This window comes from Arthrobacter sp. Bi26, assembly GCF_918697925.1.
Taxonomy (GTDB): domain Bacteria; phylum Actinomycetota; class Actinomycetes; order Actinomycetales; family Micrococcaceae; genus Arthrobacter.
The window spans coordinates 20,612-36,986 of sequence record NZ_CAKKMF010000049.1; the positions used below are offsets into that span (position 1 = coordinate 20,612).

Genomic DNA, 16,375 nt, shown 5'->3' on the forward strand with positions numbered 1-16,375 from the left:
ATGGGAAGGCCCTCGTTTCCCTCTGCCGGTGGAGGTTGCAGACGTACCAGTCATGATCGCAGGGCCGGGAAGCGCGTCATTTCCGTGCTGCCGGGACAGTCTTTGAAGCTTTGCAGGCGACGAAATTTTGGACATTCGTGCGCCATATCGGGACGGCCGACTTCCGGGCGTCGTGCGAGTCCGGCGTCCAGGGCGGTGACAGTACAATGTTGCTGCTACGCGGAGACCGGCCCTGTAGCGGGGTGATCACTTGTCACGCATCTTTCTGAGTCATTCGAGCCGGGACACCCCTCAGGCCATCGCATTGAAGCGGTGGCTGGTGCAGCAGGACCCCGGTCTTGCCGACGAGATTTTCCTGGATCTTGATCCAGTGACGGGTATTGCGCCGGGTGAGCGGTGGAAGGAGGCCCTGCTTCGGGCCAATGAGCGGTGCGAGGTGGTAATCTGCCTGCTCTCTGCCAGCTGGGAGGCCTCCCGCGAATGCATGGCCGAGTACCGGACCGCGGAGAATCTGGGAAAGCTGATCCTGTGTGCCCGGCTGGAGCCTCTGGAGGAGGAAGGCGTCACCGGCGAATGGCAGCGCTGCGACCTCTTCGGCAACGGACCCACCACCGACATTCCAATTGAGGGCCAAGACAGCCCTGTCGTTTTTCTCATGGATGGCCTCCGGCGGCTGCACCAGGGGCTGCGCCGTGCAGGGATCGGGGCCGAGCACTTCGCCTGGCCGCCGCCGAAGGATGCTGGACGGTCCCCCTTTCGGGGGTGGGAACCGTTCGAGGAAGCGGACGCGGCGGTATTCTTCGGCCGGGACGGACAGATCGTGCGGGGCTTGGATGCACTGCGTACCATGCGCAGCTCCGGCGTCGAGTCGCTGTTCGTGATCCTGGGTCCGTCGGGCGCGGGCAAGTCCTCGTTCCTGCGGGCGGGTCTCGTGCCGCGGCTGCGGCGTGAGGACCGGCAGTTCCTGGTGCTGGAAACCGTGCGCCCCGAGCGCAACCCGCTCACCGGGGACCGGGGCCTCGCCTGCGCGGTCCATTCCAGGCGCATCCATCTGGGACTGGACACCCCCACTCTGGGAGCCATCAAGGATGCGTGCACTCGGGTGGACACGGCACAACTGAAGGAGTGGCTGGCCGAAGCCCGGCAGGCGGCCGCCGAACGGCTGCTGGAGGTGCCGGTCGGGACACCGCCGCCGACCCTGGTCCTACCGCTGGACCAGGCCGAAGAGCTCTTCAGTGCCGACGCCGGCCCCCAGGCACACCGGTTCCTGGATCTGCTTGCCGGACTGCTGGATCACGAAGACGGGACCGTGCCGGCGTTAATTGTTGCCGCAACGGTCCGTTCGGATTTCTACGAACCATTGCAGACCGCACCTGAGCTGGCCCGGCTTAAAAGTGTCGTCTTCGACGAGCTCAAACCTATGCCGGTCGCCCGGTTCAGGGAGGTCATCCTTGGCCCCGCAGCCCGTGCCACGGGGGCGGGGAGACCGCTGGAAGTCGAGACTGTTCTGGTGGATCGGCTGCTGGAAGAAGGCGTTCAGGGCGCGGACACCCTGCCGTTGCTCTCGCTGACCCTGGCACGCCTGTACCAGGACTACGGCGGCGACGGAGATCTCCGTTTGGCCGAATACCATGCGATGGGTGGAATGCAGCAGGTGGTGCAACACGAGATCGACACTCTGCTGTCGCCGGACCCTGCAGTGCGGCGGGGCCAGTTGGAGCTGCTGAAATCTGCGTTCATTCCCTGGTTGGCGACCATCAACCCAGACAACGACCAGCCGGTTCGCCGGATCGCCCGCCTGTCCGATCTACCGAACGACGCCCGGCCACTCATAGACGCCATGGTGGGCCGGCGTTTGTTGGTCGGGGACGAGCGCGGCGGGGAGACCGTGATCGAAGTAGCTCTGGAGAGCCTGCTGCGCCAATGGCAGGATCTGGCCGGGTGGCTGGCCAGCGAGCAGGAGGACCTCAAGGAGGCCGACAACCTGGAACGCGCCGCAGCCGCTTGGGAACGCAGCGGCCGCAACGAGGCGTGGCTCTTCGAAGGAGAAAGGCTGAGTCGTGCCGAGACACTGTTCGGAAAACCCGGATTCCGGGAACGGCTGGAGCCTGCCCGCGAGTTCCTCCGCGCCTCCCGAAGCCGGGAGGAGGAACGGCTCGCAGCTCAGAAGAGACGGCACGATGCCGAACTACGGGCTGCCCGCGACAAGCAGGAAGTGGCCGAAACGCACGCAGCGGATTTACGGAAACGCTCTCTCATACTCAAGATCGTCCTAGCATCAGCGGTCGTTATCACCATGGTTGCCGCGGCTGGCTTCGTGTGGGCCTCCTTTGCAGAGCGCGAGGCCACCGCGCGCGACCGCGAAGCCACCGCTCTTCGTCTTGTATCGGAAGGTCTGTCCATGCTCGAAGGAAACCGCGGCGGCGGCGATGCAAACGGTCTGAAGCGCATCCTCGCCGCACAAGCGATTGCCTCGACAGCGGGAGGCGAAGGCGCACTACTAAGCGCTGTCAATATGAATCGCGACCTGCAAAAAATCATAGAAACGCCGGCCAAAATCAGCAGTATGGCGTTTAGCCCGGACGGCAACCGGATACTCACCGGCGGACCAGACGGTACGATGCGGCTGTGGGATGCTGAAACTGGCCAGGCTCTCGGCGAACCGATGAGTGGACATAAAGAGCTGGTAAACTGTGTCGCGTTCAGCCCCGACGGGCGCCGGGTCCTTTCCGGCGGCGACGACGGCACGGTTCGAGTGTGGGACCCGGAGACGGGCCGGGCCCTCGGCACACCGATGACCGGACACGCGGGTGCGGTGACGAGTGTCGCGTTCGACCCCGACGGCCACCGGATCCTTTCCGGCGGTAACGACGGCACGGTTCGAGTGTGGGACCCGGAGACGGGCCGGGCCCTCGGCACACCGATGACCGGACACGCGGGTGCGGTGACGAGTGTCGCGTTCAGCCCCGACGGCCACCGGATCCTTTCCGGCGGTAACGACGGCACAGTGCGGCTGTGGGACCCGGAGACGGGCCGGGCCCTCGGCGAACCGATGACCGGACACAAGGAGGCGGTGACGAGTGTTGCGTTCAGCCCCGACGGGCGCCGGATCCTTTCCGGCGGTAACGACGGCACGGTTCGAGTGTGGGACCCGGAGACGGGCCGGGCCCTGGGCGAACCGATGACCGGACACAAGGGTGCGGTGACGAGTGTCGCGTTCAGCCCCGACGGCCACCGGATCCTTTCGGGGGGTAACGACGGCACATTGCGGCTGTGGGACCCGGAGACGGGCCGGGCCCTCGGCGAACCGATGACCGGAAACAAGCGTGGTGCGGTGACAAGTGTCGCGTTCAGCCCCGACGGCCACCGGATCCTTTCGGGGGGTAACGACGGCACATTGCGGCTGTGGAACCCGGAGACGGGCCGGGCCCTCGGCAAACCGATGACAGGACACAAGGATGCGGTGACGAGTGTCGCGTTCAGCCCCGACGGTCACCGGATCCTTTCCGGCAGCCGAGACGGTACGGTGCGGCGGTGGGACGCCGAGAGGGGCCGGGCCCTCGGCGAGCCTTTGACCGGACACAAGGATGCGGTGACGAGTGTTGTGTTCAGCCCCGACGGTCACCGGATCCTTTCCGGCAGCCGAGACGGTACGGTGCGGCGGTGGGACGCGGAGACGGGCCGGGCCCTCGGCGAGCCTTTGACCGGACACAAGGATGCGGTGACGAGTGTTGCGTTCAGCCCCGACGGCCACCGGATCGTTTCCGGCAGCCGAGACGGTACGGTGCGGCGGTGGGACGCGGAGACGGGCCGGGCCCTCGGCGAGCCTTTGAACGGACACAAGGATGCGGTGACGAGCGTTGCGTTCAGCCCCGACGGGCGCCGGATCGTCTCCGGCGGCACCGATGGCACGATAAGGCGTTGGGACGCAGAGACGGGCCGGGCCCTCGGCGAGCCTTTGACCGGACACAAGGATGCAGTGACGAGCGTTGCGTTCAGCCCCGACGGGCGCCGGATCGCCTCCGGCGGCACCGATGGCACAGTGGAGCGGTGGGACCCGGAAACGGGCAAGTCCCTCGGTAAGCCGATGACTGGGCACTTGAATGGGGTGTACAGCGTGGCGTTTAGCCCCGACGGCCGCCGAATCAGCACCGGGGGTAACGACGGCACGGTGCGGCTGTGGGACGCGGAGACGGGTCAGCCCCTCGTTAGACCGATGACCGGACACCAGGGCTCGGTGTACAGCGTTGCGTTTAGCCCCGACGGCCGCCGAATCGCCTCCGGGAGCGACGACAGCACAGTGAGGCTGTGGCCCGCACCCCAGACCCCGTCCGACACATTGTGTACCAAACTTTCCCAGAACATCAGCCACAAACAGTGGCGTGAGTGGGTGGCTCCGGGCATCGACTACATCGAGGTCTGCCCCGGCCTTACCGTTCCCCCGGACACGCCAGGCAACCGTCGGAAAAATACTAACCCAAGCCAAGATTGAGACCAGGCGGAAGCAAATCCACCCATGGGCAGAACGTGACCAGAGGACGAAGTAATAAGCCGAATATCCGTGTATATTGCTCTGGCCGGTGCACAGTGCTACAACGGAGGCACGACTCCGAGTATGAAAGATGCTGTGGGTCAAGTTGAGGGGCAGATTGCATTGCGGGCCCCACGTCATCACGACGGTGTGCTTGGTCGTCTTTCACCGTCATTTTCGTCCACCTTTGGAGGTGGGAGGGAAACTTTCTGTCCGCTGGAATGTGCGTCCGCATTGGGCCCGGGCCTTTGTACGGCGAATGACGACTCCTTCCGTTGCTCCGCGCCAGCAGAAGGCGTTCCCAAATTTGACCCAAGGGCTGGCTTGTTAATGACCGTGGCTGAGGCTGTAACACATGTAGCTGAGATGGAGATCCCGGCCTCGGAATTGCCCTGGGACGGAAGTGCAAATGACTCCGCGACAACTCACTTCTGTAATCGGGGTGACGACGGGCTTCGTAATCCTAGTCGTGGTCTGCGTCGATTGGTCACCCACAGCCCTACAGGACCCTGCTCGAACCTTAAGTTTGAATGCCCAAGGGGTACTCCGGTGGGGGGAGAATCCGAACCGGATTCCGTTTACAGTTTTTGAACTCACACTGTTCTTGGGCGTGGGCTTAGCATTCGTTCTGGCTGGTGTGACGGCGTGGCGGAGCCGGCCTTCCCGGAATCCGGGGCTGTTGTTGATTGTGGCGGGTTGGCTTTGGCTGGCGTCCGGGATTCGCCGTTCCAGCGACCCGGTGGCGTTTACGCTCGGTGTAACTCTTACGCTGATGTATCAGCCTCCTTTGCTGCAGTTGGCGCTCAGCTTTCCGTCAGGAACGCTGCGCGGCCGAGCTGAAAAAACTGCCGTAGCGTTCTTCTACATTTTTTGGCTGTTTGCCCCCGTAGCAGGCTGGGCCTTCTTTGATCCACGCCTCCATGTCACGGCAGGGGAGTCCACGTCCCGCAATCTGTTGCTTCTCTGGGACAGCCCGTCTCTCATGACCACCCTCGGGAACGCAATCCGCATATTTCAGATCTCGGTGGGAGTCGCGATCGTAACGGTCCTGATCGCCCGTTGGCGCGCAGGGACAAAGGCCTACCGGTCGGCATTCCTGCCGCTATGGCTTGCCGTAATCGTAAAAACAGCGGCCACCGTGTGGGTGTCCCTCGCGGTGATCCAACTGTCTGGATCTCTGTCCTCGGAAGCGTTGCTCTGGCAATATCCGGCGACCGCAATTGTGCCGCTGGCAGTATTGTTTGGTCTGTGGCGCTACCGTTTCGCGCGTGGCACATTGGGTGATCTCATGGTGGAAGTGGGCTCAGCCCCGGTTAGCGACAGACTAATCGGCGCGCTTCGGCGATCAGTCCATGACCCCACCCTCACTTTGCTGCGTTGGTTCCCCGATCAGGCGTCCTTTGTTGACAGCAAGGGAGTTCCCCAGGCGTTGCCGGATGGTTCAACCGGACGCGCCTCCATGGTCTTGGAACGCCACGGAACACCAATAGGGGCCCTGGTTTTTGACGAAACCCTCCAGGACCAGCCGCAGTTGCTTGCCGCCGTGCGCAGCGCAACGTCGCTGGCGTTGGAAAACCAGCAGATGGAACAACAGCTCCGGGACCAACTCATTGAGGTCCGTCGCTCCAGGGAGCGAATCGTAACGGCTGGCGACTCCCGGCGTCGCCAGCTTGAACGGGATCTTCACGACGGAGCTCAGCAACGTCTGGTTGCCGTGTCGATGGAGCTGGCGCGGGCCCAGCGGATGACGGATTCGCAGGAGGTACAAAGCCTAGTCGGGCAGGCAAGGGCCGAGCTTTTGGATGCACTTGACGAGTTGCGCGAATTGGCGAGGGGCGTGTATCCCCCCTCGCTTCGGGAGAGAGGTTTGGTGGGCTCCCTGACCGCGTTAGCGGAGCGATCATCACTGCCCATGGAGCTGGACCTCAGGACGGACCATAGGCTTCCGGCTCACGTGGAGCTGGCTGCCTACTTCATCTGCGCAGAAGCCGTCACCAATGCTACGAAGTATGCCAAGGCGGCCTGGGTGCGAATCTGCATCGACGGAAACGAAAAGGAGTTGCGAATGGAGATCGTGGACAACGGAATCGGTGGTGCGCGGCCGGGACTCGACGGCGGGTTGCTGGGGATTGCGGACCGGGCAGCGGCACTGGGAGGCTTATTGTCCATCGACAGTCCTGAAGGCAGAGGGACGACGATACTTGCCGTTCTTCCCTTCTCTACGGACCCGGAAGGCGACCTGCCATGACACTGCGTGTTGCCATCGCTGAAGACTCGGCATTACTGCGCCGGGGATTGTCCGCCCTGTTGCAGTCCGAAGGTCTAGAAGTCGTAGGTGAGGCTGCCGATGGCCCGCATCTGCTGGAAGTGATTGACAAACACGGGGCCGACGTAGCTGTGGTGGACATCCGGATGCCCCCCAGTTACACCATTGAAGGCATCCAGGCCGCCGAAACAATAAAAAGCAGACACCCCGAGATAGGCGTACTCCTCCTGTCCCAGTACGTGGAAACGGAAAACGCGATGTCCCTATTGAAGAATGGGGCCAAAGGCTTGGGCTACCTGCTTAAAGAGCGGGTGTCCGATGTTGACGAATTCATTGACGCCCTGCATCGCGTAGCTGCGGGGGGAACGGCCATCGATCCGGAGCTTGTTACACGACTGGTGACCCGTCCACACAAAGGTCACGATCGAGGCGATGACCTTACGAGCCGGGAGAAGAGCGTCCTTGAGTTAATGGCCGAAGGGCGCACCAACCAGGCAATAGGGAAGTCGCTCTTCTTGGGTGAGCGGACCGTAGAGGCCCATATTCGGAGTATTTTCCTTAAGCTCGAGTTGAGGCCCGAGCCCGAGGACCACAGACGTGTGCTTGCCGTCCTCACGTACCTTCGAGGAGTCGGACAGAGCCGAGGTACCGCATAAGTGGCCGTGGGCACGCTTCCGACGGGAGGACGGAATTACTAGGCAGCGATCGTCCCGTCCATCGAAACGCTATCGGCTGCTGCCCCGGCAATTTCGGCTGCCTCCAGAGGGGCCAGGAGGAGGGCCCGCTGGGCGGCGGACAGTGCGTGCGGGAAGGTGAGCGCCAGATGTGCCAGGTGTAGCGCGGCGACGATGTAATGCGTGCCCGCAGCGCTTCCGAGCGACCGCGCTACGCCGGTCCTAATGCGTTCTAGGTCCAAGGAATTCCCATAATTTGCTAGGGCCATCCGTGCGAGCATGTGCTGCGGATGCCTCTGGACCTTCCTGTCCATCTCGACCGTGGCCTGCAGCTGTGTTTTGGTCCAGCGATGATCCAAGAGTCGGCTCGAGTCCTCGTCACCCGTGCGTTGTCCCTGGTGGATCGTGCTTATCGATTCAGGTATGGACAACATGACGTACTCCTTCGGATTGCTGAGGCTAGGCAACGGAACTCGTCGGTTGATCCGTGCCATCTGGCTAGGTCCATAGTGCCTTCCGGCTTGTGGGGTCAGGATCCGTGCCAGCACGCTTTCTCGCGGAACGGACAGCGCAGCTCTGTCTCCGGCGTCGCCGGCCCCTCTGCCAAATGAGCCATGAGGTCTACGCGTGGGGCCGAAGGCAAACGCGACCCGCACTCACAGGTTGTCTCCACCAAGGCTTTGACCTGAGCGGCGCGGTAATCGGGCGGCTACAAATTGACCGGTGAGCGATGAAAACGATGCTGGCCATCAAGCAGTTCACCTGTGCACGGCACCAACTCTGAGCGCACCGCCAGACTCGCGCAGCATACTCGCACCTGCGGGCGCTGCATGGAATCAGTCAGCGGATGTAGGCGGGCCAGCGTGCAGCAGCTCCACAACTTTCCGCGGTAGGGCGACTGCAGGGTCCGTCGCACGCATTCGTTATCTCCCAAGGCGAGGAGACCAAGGACGACGGCCCGCTCGACGGCGAGGAGGGTGCGTAGTCATGCCGGGCCATCGCTCGTGCGGGATTACGTGAGCATCGCGGTAGGAAGCCCCGGCGCGCGCTGGGCCAACGTGGAGTGCCTAGCCCGTCGTCGTAGCGGTATCACGGGCCGCGCCGACAAGAGCGTCTGCAGCTCTTATAAGGGTCAGGTGTGAGAAAGCCTGCGGATAATTTCCGGCCATGCGGTTGCCGTTTGTGTCGTATTCCTCGCTTAGTAGTCCCAGGTCATTTCCATAGCCGATGAGCCTGTCCATTAGCGTCTTTGCTTCGGGAACCCGGCCGCTGCGGGCGTACTGCTCTACGAGCCAGAAAGAGCACGCAAGGAACGGATGCTCTCCGGGTTCAAGACCGTCCAGGCAAGTTTCCGTCCGGTAGCGAATCAGCAAGCCGGTCCCGTCGAGCAGATCGCGTTCCAAGCGAGACACCGTTCCCAAAATTCTGTCGTCGTTATAGGCCAGAAAGCCTACTTGTGGCAGAACGAGCAGGGACGCGTCGACCTCGGTGCCCCCATACGTCTGGGTAAAGGAGTTGATTTCACTGTTGAAACCCTGCTCCAAGATTTCGGCACGGAGTCCGTCCCTGATCTCCACCCATCGCTCCACCGGGCCGTCGAGCCCGTGTTCCTGTACAGCCCTTACTCCGCAATCCATTGCGGCCCACATCATGACGCGGGAATGGGTGAAGTCCCTTTTCTCACCCCTCATCTCCCAGATGCCGTGATCCTTGCGTTTGATGTTGTCCTCTACAAAGAGAAGCATTTTTCGCTGGAGGGGCCAGGAAAAATGATCCTCATGCACGCCTTGGTTGCGGAGCCTTGCCAAGGCAACCATGACTTCACCCACAACATCACCTTGATATTGGTGGACAGCCCCGTTGCCGACCCGAACTGGGGCGGAGCCTTCGTAGCCCGGCAAGTGGGCCAAAATCCGCTCGGGCAGGTCACGCTCACCAGAAACTCCATACATGATTTGAATATCGTGGGGGTCGCCGGCGATAGCCCTGAGCAGCCAGTTCCGCCACTGCAGTGCCTCCTGGTGGAAACCATGGGTCATCATGGCATCCAGCGTGAGGGCGGCATCACGCAGCCAGCAGTAGCGGTAATCCCAGTTGCGTTTACCGCCGAAATGTTCTGGCAGTGAGGTGGTCAGGGCGGCCACAATTCCCCCGGTCCTGTCATGCGTTAGTGCGCGCAAGACGAGCAGTGAGCGTTCTACTTCCCTGTCGTAGGTTCCTTGTGGGATGTAGTTGCTCGACCAGCTCCTCCAGTAGGTGGCAGTCGTTTGCAGCGCCCGGCCGACGTCGATCGCTGGCGGAGGCATATCGTGGGATGAGAATGCCTGTAATTGCAGATCGAGTGTCTGACCGGCTTCGATGGTGAACTCACCCACGTGCGAATAATCAGGTCCAGCTAGGGGCAACGCATCCGCTCTAAGCATCACAGCTTGCGGTCCGGCGATGGCAAGCAGCGCCTCCCCATCGTCGTCGTGGATCCGATGAACCCACGGCACGATCTTTCCGTAGCCGAACCGCAGCACCAGTTCTTGGCGCATCAGGACGTGCCCATGTAAGCCCTGCACCCTGCGGATCAGTGCATTGCCTCTTCCACCGATTGGCATGTATTCGGTGACCAAGATTTCACCGGTCGCGGTTCGCCAACACGTCTCCATTATGAAAGTGGAGGGCAAGTACCGGCGGACGCACTGGGCGCGACCAGTGACCTGTTTATCCTCATGAGCTGGGGCGAGTAGCCACCGGCCGTGATCCGTGGTCCCAATTAAGGCTCCGAAAACAGATTCAGAGTCGAACCGCGGTAGGCAGAGCCAGTCGATACTGCCCTCTCGTGAGATTAGCGCGCCAGTGCGAAGGTCGGAAATAAAACCGTATTCCTCGATCCGTGGGGTCATGTTCCTAACATAATCACAACCAACGGTGCGCCGGAGGCACATTCCTGACCCGAGTATTTAAGTCGCGGTGACGAATCTTTATTACCGCCGCGCTAAGGCGACGTTCTTCGACACGTGCGCGCCGTGCTTGCCCTGCTGGCGCATCGGGACTGCCCCCGGTTTTGTTGACTCCTTGACCTAGCGAGCTTGTGCTCGTGGAAAGATGTTGACCATGCCCACGCCTTATAGGGCGGAGTTCCGCCAGGATGTTATTGATGTGGCCCGCAAGGGCGAGGCGCCGTTGGCGCACATCGCGAAGGATTTCGGGCTCTCGGTCACTACGCTGAAGCGCTGGATCGCCATCGCCGAGCGTAAGGAATCCGGGGCCGGCCCGGCATCGTCGGAGTCGGCCGAGATGCGGGAACTGAAGAAGTGGAACCGGTTGTTGGAGCAGGAGAATGAGATTCTGCGCCGGGCTGGCGCCTATCTTGCCAGGGACATCAACCCAAAATGATCTACCCGCTGGTCACGGATCTTGCCGCCGACGGTGTCCCCGTGGCGGTGACCTGCAGGGTGTTGGAATTCAACAAGCAAGGCTTTGACCCGTGGAGAGCCAGTCCGGTGACAGACAGGGACTGGGCCGATGCGCACTTGGTCAATGCCGCGCTGGGCATCCATGCCGATGATCCGGCGTTCGGGTACCGGTTTATCGCCGATGAACTCCCCGAGAAGGGTGTCACTGCGGGTGAGAACAGGGTCCAGCGCTTGTGCAGGGGCCACGGCATCTGGTCGGTGTGCTCCAAGAAGCGGGGCCTGAACCGGAGCCGGGGCCACCGGAACACGATGACCTGGTGGAGCGGGACTTCACCGCCACGGCACCGAACGAGCCGTGGTTGACCGACATCACGGAGCACCCCACTGCCGAAGGGAAGCTCTACCTCTGCGCGGTGAAGGACGTGTATTCCGGGAGGATCGTCGGGTACTCGATGGACTCGCGGATGAAGTCCTCGCTGGCCGTTGCCGCGCTGGAGAACGCGGTGCGGGCTCACCGTCCAGGAAGGAGCGTCGTGCACTCGGACAGTGAGCCTGTCCCTACCGGTATTCCCGGGGGTTCTTGACTCGCACAGTGATGGACCCGACAGGATCGATGGGCAGGGTCGGCGCGTGTGCGGATAACGCCGCGATGGAATCGTTCTTCTCGCAGCTGCAGAAAACGTCCTGGACCGTCAGCGGTGGCTCACCAGACAGGAACTGCGCCTCGCCATCACGACTGGATCGAAAGGACCTACACCGCCGGCGACGGCAACGACGGCTGGGAAAACTCACGCCCATCGAATATGAAACAATCAACCGGACCGCGTTCACAACGGACTAAAACCCCGAGTCAACAAAAGCCGGGGCAGACCCGAACTGCCCCTGGCCGATCCGGCAAGAACTAAGGGAACCGGCGCCCAAACTTCCAATTAGACCGGCTGGGATGACCCAGTTCACAGATAAGTGCCCCGCGGGATCCCGTCAAGTCCTTGTTGGAAGTTCTTTCAAAATGATCTACATCTCACATCGTCGGTGTGAGGTCGGAGGCTACTTGGCGGTTTGAATACTAGTTGGCGAAATGGGACTGGACGTTTGGCGAAGACCGATTTAGTTGGCGATGAGAGATGTCGACCTAATTGCTAGATCGGCACCCTATTTGGAAGAAACGCATCGCCTAGTTGGAAGTCTTCCAATTAGCTGCTGATTGCCAGCCAACTTGGTCCTTTTGACAACCTAGTAGGTCCCTGGCCAACGTAGTTGGTCCATTGGTCCTTAGGCCGTCAATGTTTAGGCCGGAGGCTACTTGGCGGTTGCCCGGCTGGTCGGCGAAACGGCTCAGCGTACTTGGCGAAGCCTGGGTAATTGGCGATACAGATGCTCGGTCTTAGTTGCGGGACTCGCAACTAAGGCCGAGGTGTCTTCGGCGCCTATCGCTGCTGAGCCCCATCGCGATAGCTCCTGTTCCCGTTCTGAATTATCTGGGATCCCGTTTGGAGGACGACAAGACCGAGACAGTCCTGTATCGCCGTCAACGCAAAGACGGAGTGGATGCATGGACCTGGCCGGGGGCGGGTCGCGCGGCGATAGTTCCTGCCTTCATCGTCGAACAGGGAGCTGGGCAGGACGTCGCCAGCGCTGCTGGTCCTTCGAAGAGGTAGTTGTCCTCGTGAGTCTGAGTGCGAGGGTGAGTCGTGAACGTAATCCAGGCCTCGGTCATGGCTAGTTCCACAAAGCATCGTTTCTGCCTTGGCCACGGGGAAGCGCTCAGCCCGAGCCTGGCCCATCCAGCGCCCTCTCCCGGCTACCCGTATTTAGGTTGTATTTTGAAGACGAAGAGACGGGCACCATCGATGGAAGGGTGTGAAACGCTGGGTGCGCGCAATAGCATGCTAGCGCATGAGTTCAGCGTCCAGCTGACCGAGATCGAGGTCGAGCAACGTCAACACAACTGGCATATTCGAGCTCTCCACTCAAGCCACGTCAACCGTAGATTCCTGAATGGCGGCGACAGCTCTGCCTACTCGAATCGGCTCAGCAGCTCGCCAACAACTGCGGTTAGGGAGTCATAGCGTGGCTCGCTTGTTTATCTATTTCATCGGCTTGGTAGTTTCGACACTCGCGATGTTCAATTCGGATCCGGACAAAGGATTCTTCGCAGTCTCCAGCGGTTTCGCGATCGGCTTCGCCATACCGCTGTTAGATACCACTTTTCGGCGATGAGCACGAGCCCGTCCGGGTCGGTGTCCCATTTGGTGGCGACGACGATGCACCAGACCGGGTGGTAGAGCTTTCCGGTGTGCGTCGCGTAGACCTGGCCGGCGGCGAGGCGCGGGGACCGGTCCACTCGGAGCCGGGTCGGGTGGACGGGAATGATCGTACCCAGGTCCTGTGCGTCCTTGTGCGCCTGGCGGGCGTGCCTGGCCCGGGTGCTCGGCTTCTTCACCGGAGCCGGGGAACGGTGCAGCCGGCGCAGTTCCTTCACGTTGCCGGAGACGACCCGGAAGCAGGGCTGGCCTTTGCCGGCGCCGCACGTCGGGCGGCGATGGGCATGTCCAAGCCACACGCGGGACGCCGCCGCAAAATTCGGGGCCAGCGGTAATGGCCAGAGCGATGCCCGGATGCCGGAGCGCCATGTTCGCGACGGCCGTGCAGGGGCTTCTCGACCCGCTCCGCGACGGGGAAGCACCAGCATGCCGCAAGGCCAGAGGTAGGCTCCGCTGATTCCCGGGAGGCGGCAGCGGTCCAGTGCTCGCGGGTTTCGTCGGCTCCTTGTAGAAGCCGCGAACCTGCGCCTATCATGTGGCTGACGTGGGCAGTCGACGCCCTGCGCAATGAAGTAGCTGACGTCCATGCCGCGGTCCGCCATCCTTCGGTTCCCGAGGAGTAGATCGTCATGAACGAGTATCCATTGATCGCCGACCATGGTCTCATCGGTGACCTGCAGACGGCGGCGCTGGTCGCCACCGACGGCACCCTGGACTGGTTTTGCAGTCCACGCTTCGACTCACCCAGCATCTTCGCGTCGCTGCTTGACCATGCCCGCGGCGGTCACTTCAGCACCCGGCCTGTCGCCGAAGCGTTCGCCACGAAGCAGCTCTACCTTCCTGACACGGCGATCCTCATCACGCGATTCCTGACCAAGGGAGGGGTCGGCGAACTGGTCGACTTCATGCCCAAGACCGGCACGTCGCCCAGCGAAGAGCATCGCCTGATCCGGATGGTGCGATGCGCGCGGGGACGGATTTCTTTCGACATCGAGGTGGCCCCCCGGTTCGACTACGGCCGGCGGACTCACCGGCTCAGCGTCGGCGGCGACGGCGCCCTCTTCGATGCCGGGGAGGCCCGGCTGGCCCTCAGCCGCATCGGCGAGGAGGGGGACGAAACTCCCGACAGCTATGACGCCACAGTCGACGGCGACCTGCACCTTTCGCTGAGTCTGGAGGAAGGCCAGGTGCGCGGCGTCGTTCTGGACACGGCTCCGGATGCTGAGCCGCGGAAGATACGTCCCGCAGAGGCCCAGCGGCTGGCAGACGCCACCGCGCACTTCTGGCAGAACTGGCTCAGCCAATCCACGTACACCGGCCGCTGGCGGGAGGTGCTGGAGCGGTCCGCCATCACACTGAAGCTGCTGACCTATGCGCCGACCGGGGCCCTGGTGGCCGCTCCCACCGCCGGCCTGCCGGAAGAGATCGGAGGGGAACGCAACTGGGACTACCGCTTCACCTGGGTGCGGGACGCATCCTTTTCTGTGCACACGCTGGTTCGGATGGGTTTCGTGGAGGAGGCCATCGCCTTCAGACGGTGGCTCGGCGACCGGGTTGCCGAACCGCTGGACAGCGGCACCGGCCCGCTAAACATCATGTACCGAGTGGACGGCAGCCGCGAACTCGACGAGGAGGTCTTGGCCGGCTGGGAGGGCTACCGCGGCTCATACCCGGTGCGGATCGGGAACGGAGCTGCCGGACAGCTTCAGCTGGACATCTACGGCGAAGCGCTCGACGCCATCCACTACATCGACCGCTTCGGCGTCAGGATCGGCCAGCCCGGATGGCTCGCCATTTGCGACGTGCTGGAGTGGCTCGCCGACAACTGGGACCGGCCGGACGAGGGAATCTGGGAGACCCGGGGCGGTCGCAAGGACTTCACGTACGGGAGATTGATGTGCTGGGTCGCGTTCGACCGCGCCATCCGACTCGCGACGGCGCATGGCCGGCCGGCGCCCCTATCGCGATGGATGGCCGAGCGGGACGCGATCTACAACCAGATTATGGACAAGGGCTGGAGCGCCGAACGTGAAGCCTTCGTGCAGCATTACGGCGATACGGTACTCGACGCCTCCCTGTTAAAGATGCCTCAGGTCGGCTTCGTGGCCCCGGAGGATCCCATGTGGCAGTCAACCCTCCGCGCGATGCACACCGAACTGGTGTCTGACAGCCTGGTCTTCCGCTACGACCCGAGCGCGTCTCCCGACGGGCTCGGCGGCCACGAAGGGACGTTCTCCATGTGCAGTTTCCTCTACGTGGACGCCCTGGCGCGAGCGGGCCGCATTGAGGACGCACGCCTTATTTTCGAGACGATGCTGACCTATGCCAACCACCTCGGCCTGTACGCCGAAGAGATCGCGGCCACCGGTGAGCAGCTGGGAAATTTCCCGCAGGCCATTACGCACCTCGCCCTCATCGATGCCGCAATGACTCTGAACGGCTGCCTGGACGCCGCGGAACAGAAGGGCCGCCCGGGGCGGGTGCGGAGAGTAGCGGGATAAGTTCCTCAGTGCGTCAGCCACCATTTCAGGGTGGCGGCAGCTATGCCGGCGAGGGCCAGCAGCATACCGGAGAGGAAAGTGCGGATTGAGGCACGTTGCTGCCGCAGATGACCCACCACCCAGCCGAGTGAGGCCAGCCGCAAGATGATGACGGCCATCGCAAGCAGCAGAGCCTGCTCAGCGTCCAGCCAGCCCAGCCTGGCCGCGCCCAACAGCAGCGCCGGTACGGCGGTCGCCGAGACGATGGGAACGGCGCCTGCTATCGGCTTATAGACGACCACCACGTCGCCGATGCTGCCCAGAAATGTAGCGTTTGAAGCCGTCGTGATGCGGCCGGTGAGCGTCAGCTCGGCGGTCACTAGGTCCGGCGCTGGCATCAGACCTCGGGAAGGGTGCAGATGTGCCCGTCGGCGTCTACGGGGTAACCGCAGAGCGAGCACGTCGGACGCCCGGCGCCCACGATCTCACGGGTGCGCTTGGCGAATGCGCGGGCGGTGCCGACCGGCATTCGCACCAGCAGCATTTCGGGCGCGTTAGCGCCGTCCTCATCAAGCGATTCGTCGTTGTCATCAGCATCGACATCGGTGATGGGGTGGGCCTCTATTACGACCTGGGCCGTGGTTGGGTCCCAACCTAAGCTCATGGCGCCGGTGCGAAACTGCTCCTGAACGGCCTCGAGCTGGTCATTGTCGACAAGTTCAATGGGAGTACTCGTGGGAACGCTGAAGGGGTTGC

General features: G+C 62.6%; 8 protein-coding genes and 2 pseudogenes. 5 read left to right on the forward strand and 5 right to left on the reverse strand.

Going from position 1 to position 16,375, the window contains the following annotated elements:
• Positions 1-250 precede the first annotated feature (250 nt).
• From LQV16_RS14020 to LQV16_RS14030, 3 genes are all read left to right on the forward strand, one after another.
• Positions 251-4,492: a TIR domain-containing protein gene (locus LQV16_RS14020; RefSeq protein ID WP_229994522.1), complete on the forward strand. Its 4,242-nt coding sequence runs from the start codon at positions 251-253 to the stop codon at positions 4,490-4,492.
• 649 nt (positions 4,493-5,141) lie between these two features.
• On the forward strand, positions 5,142-6,779 hold the full coding sequence (locus tag LQV16_RS14025) for a histidine kinase (RefSeq protein WP_229994523.1): 1,638 nt from the start codon (positions 5,142-5,144) through the stop codon (positions 6,777-6,779).
• Positions 6,776-7,453 (forward strand): response regulator transcription factor, encoded by a 678-nt coding sequence (locus LQV16_RS14030; RefSeq protein WP_229994525.1) that lies wholly within the window; start codon positions 6,776-6,778, stop codon positions 7,451-7,453. The genes LQV16_RS14025 and LQV16_RS14030 overlap by 4 nt, the downstream gene beginning before the upstream one ends.
• 38 nt (positions 7,454-7,491) lie before the next feature.
• Here LQV16_RS14030 and LQV16_RS14035 read toward each other — a convergent pair whose 3' ends face one another.
• Positions 7,492-7,713 carry a hypothetical protein gene (locus LQV16_RS14035; RefSeq protein ID WP_229994526.1) on the reverse strand — a complete coding sequence of 74 codons (222 nt, stop codon included), beginning with the start codon at positions 7,711-7,713 and terminating at the stop codon, positions 7,492-7,494.
• 825 nt (positions 7,714-8,538) lie between these two features.
• Positions 8,539-10,404, reverse strand: a complete 1,866-nt coding sequence (locus tag LQV16_RS14040; protein WP_356815773.1) for a glycoside hydrolase family 15 protein — start codon at positions 10,402-10,404, stop codon at positions 8,539-8,541.
• Positions 10,405-10,573: 169 nt separating this feature from the next.
• Between LQV16_RS14040 and LQV16_RS14045 the strand changes: the two are divergent.
• Positions 10,574-11,716, forward strand: a pseudogene (locus LQV16_RS14045) (IS3 family transposase).
• Between the two features lie 1,284 nt (positions 11,717-13,000).
• On the opposite strand, the gene LQV16_RS14050 reads toward LQV16_RS14045, so the two are convergent.
• On the reverse strand, positions 13,001-13,438 hold the full coding sequence (locus tag LQV16_RS14050) for a hypothetical protein (RefSeq protein WP_229994530.1): 438 nt from the start codon (positions 13,436-13,438) through the stop codon (positions 13,001-13,003).
• Positions 13,439-13,768: 330 nt separating this feature from the next.
• On the opposite strand from LQV16_RS14050, the gene LQV16_RS14055 reads away from it, so the two are divergent.
• Entirely contained in the window at positions 13,769-15,640 is a 1,872-nt protein-coding gene (locus tag LQV16_RS14055; RefSeq protein ID WP_229994531.1) for a glycoside hydrolase family 15 protein, read from the forward strand.
• Between the two features lie 242 nt (positions 15,641-15,882).
• On the opposite strand, the pseudogene LQV16_RS14060 reads toward LQV16_RS14055, so the two are convergent.
• Both LQV16_RS14060 and LQV16_RS14065 read right to left on the reverse strand, forming a co-directional pair.
• Positions 15,883-16,017: pseudogene (locus LQV16_RS14060) on the reverse strand (phosphatidylinositol kinase); the annotation flags it as partial.
• Positions 16,017-16,375, reverse strand: a 359-nt coding sequence (locus tag LQV16_RS14065; RefSeq protein WP_229994532.1) for a DUF3090 family protein, incomplete at its 5' end; no start/stop codon positions are given. The pseudogene LQV16_RS14060 and the gene LQV16_RS14065, both read right to left, overlap by 1 nt.

What these genes read in the sequence shown, in the direction of transcription:
- LQV16_RS14055 (WP_229994531.1), top strand. Translation starts at nt 13,769, where the DNA reads ATGAACGAGTATCCATTGATCGCCGACCATGGTCTCATCGGTGACCTG.
- LQV16_RS14030 (WP_229994525.1), top strand. Translation starts at nt 6,776, where the DNA reads ATGACACTGCGTGTTGCCATCGCTGAAGACTCGGCATTACTGCGCCGG.
- LQV16_RS14040 (WP_356815773.1), bottom strand. Translation starts at nt 10,404, where the DNA reads ATGTGCCTCCGGCGCACCGTTGGTTGTGATTATGTTAGGAACATGACC.